General features: G+C 40.9%; 4 protein-coding genes. 1 reads left to right on the top strand and 3 read right to left on the bottom strand.

Annotated elements, in window-relative coordinates; translation table 11 throughout:
• Nucleotides 1-153: 153 nt before the first annotated feature.
• Nucleotides 154-453 carry a type II toxin-antitoxin system RelE/ParE family toxin gene (locus tag BCU12_RS07850; protein WP_102403785.1) on the bottom strand — a complete coding sequence of 100 codons (300 nt, stop codon included), beginning with the start codon at nucleotides 451-453 and terminating at the stop codon, nucleotides 154-156.
• Entirely contained in the window at nucleotides 450-692 is a 243-nt protein-coding gene (locus tag BCU12_RS07845; RefSeq protein WP_102403784.1) for a type II toxin-antitoxin system ParD family antitoxin, read from the bottom strand. The genes BCU12_RS07850 and BCU12_RS07845 overlap by 4 nt, the downstream gene beginning before the upstream one ends.
• Nucleotides 693-869: 177 nt before the next feature.
• Here BCU12_RS07845 and BCU12_RS07840 point away from each other — a divergent pair, with 177 nt between their 5' ends.
• On the top strand, nucleotides 870-1,643 hold the full coding sequence (locus BCU12_RS07840; protein WP_102403783.1) for an aminoglycoside phosphotransferase family protein: 774 nt from the start codon (nucleotides 870-872) through the stop codon (nucleotides 1,641-1,643).
• Nucleotides 1,644-1,665: 22 nt separating this feature from the next.
• On the opposite strand, the gene BCU12_RS07835 is transcribed toward BCU12_RS07840, so the two are convergent.
• Nucleotides 1,666-1,902 (bottom strand): transposase (locus BCU12_RS07835; RefSeq protein WP_157939863.1); only part of this gene is annotated, 237 nt, incomplete at its 5' end.

Below are 1,902 nucleotides of genomic sequence, written 5' to 3'. Positions count from 1 at the left end.
GTTCAAATAATAAAGGCTGCACCAATAATCAGTATTCAATGGCGAAACCGCCCACTAACAAGTTAATTAAGTGGACTTATCAACGCTGGGCACTCTCGGCTTGGAGTCTGATATGCTCGGTAAAGTCAGTGGTAACAGCCACTTATTAAAGCGTTATGCGCCAAAAATCGGATTCACATCCATACTTTTGTGTAAGATTCTGATTATCTGAATGTTTTGACTGCCAATTTGTTGATAAAAAATCACATGGCTACCTTGTGGGAATTTACGATAACCATCTCTAATTTCATCACAGTCTTTACCAATGTCAGGGTTTTCAGCCAATAACCAGAAGGATTCATCAAATTGTTTGAGGTAAATGTTACGCTGTTCTTTTCCCCAACGGCGAGATGTGAATAGGGCGATATCTTTTAAATCTGATTTCGCCTTGTGAGTTAGCTGAAATGGTTTCATTTTTGCTCTTCGCTATCTAGTTCATTGATAAACGAATTTAGGTCATAATCAGCCATTCCACTTTCTTCGCCTTCAACGAGAAGTTGGCGCAAGGTATTCATTTTCGTTTCTTGAGTTTCTAACAGGCGTAAAGCGGAACGGATTACTTCACTTGCTGAACCATAACGGCCACTTTGAACTTGATTGGATATAAAACCATCAAAGTGGTCTCCTAGTGTGATGCTTGTGTTCTTAGCCATAATAATGCCTTAAATACCGAATAGTACCTAATTATGGTACTATCTGGACTTCATCGCAAGAGGCGCCTAACAAATCGTTTAAGAGTGACTCCCAACGCGTGGCATTTTTCGCTTCGCTCTAGTATTGCACACGTTTGTCGCACCTTAACGAGGCGTTAGTTGCACGAGGAGGTTTCGTTGGAAGAATTGTCAGGTGGAAGAGAATCAGCAATATATCGAGATGGTGAAGTTGTCTATCGTCCTCTTCAGCCGTGGAGTCCTACAATTCACCTTATTTTGAAACACCTCGAGCGAGAAAATGTAGATGAATGTCCAAGATTTCTTGGTGTTAACCAAGAACAAGAAGTCCTAAGTTTTGTCGTTGGTAATACTTATAACTACCCTCTAGTCGGTGCAATTGCTACTGTGGATGCACTCACATCAGCAGGTAAACTATTGCGTAAAATACATGACTCAACTGTGCCACTTTTGGAGCAAGTAGATGTCAATGCATACAAGTGGATGCTAAAGCCAAGAGAGCCTTTTGAAGTTATCTGCCATGGGGATTTTACCCCATACAATGTTGCTCTATCCGAGAACACAGTTGTAGGTGTATTTGACTTTGATACTGCTCACCCTGCGCCAAGAATATGGGATTTAGCATATTCAGTTTATTGTTGGTCGCCTTTCAAAACTAACAGCAATGATAAGTTAGGCACAATCTCTGAGCAGGTAACTAGAGCTAAGTTGTTCTGTGATAGTTACGGTGCAACTACGTATGAAAGAAATCAGCTAGCGGACGCAATGATTGAGCGATTACAGGCTTTAGTTTTGTTCATGCGCAGTGAAGCTGAAAATGGTAATGAAACCTTTGCTGAAAACATAGAGCAAGGTCATCTTCAAGCCTATCTAAATGACATAGAATACATCACTGAAAATAAACAAAAAGTTCAGTGCGCATTGTGCAACTAACAAACGACTATGGCGTCAATAACTAATTTTTAGCCGTGTTTTCATTCCACATGACGCCATCTCTTAACATTGAATTTAATATCACTACCATCTTTCTCACACACGCTATGATGGCGACTTTCTTCGGTTTTCCTGCCTCAACTAAACGAGTGTAAGTCGCTTTAAATACGGGATTACATTGCATGGCAGACATCATCGCCATGTATAGAACAGTCCGTACTTGGGAGCGGCCTCCTTGGATGACTCGCTTGCCTTTATA

It is taken from the genome of Vibrio sp. 10N.261.55.A7 (assembly GCF_002877365.1).
In the GTDB taxonomy this organism is placed as follows: Bacteria; Pseudomonadota; Gammaproteobacteria; order Enterobacterales; family Vibrionaceae; genus Vibrio.
This window is presented reverse-complemented; position numbering and strand designations above follow the sequence as displayed.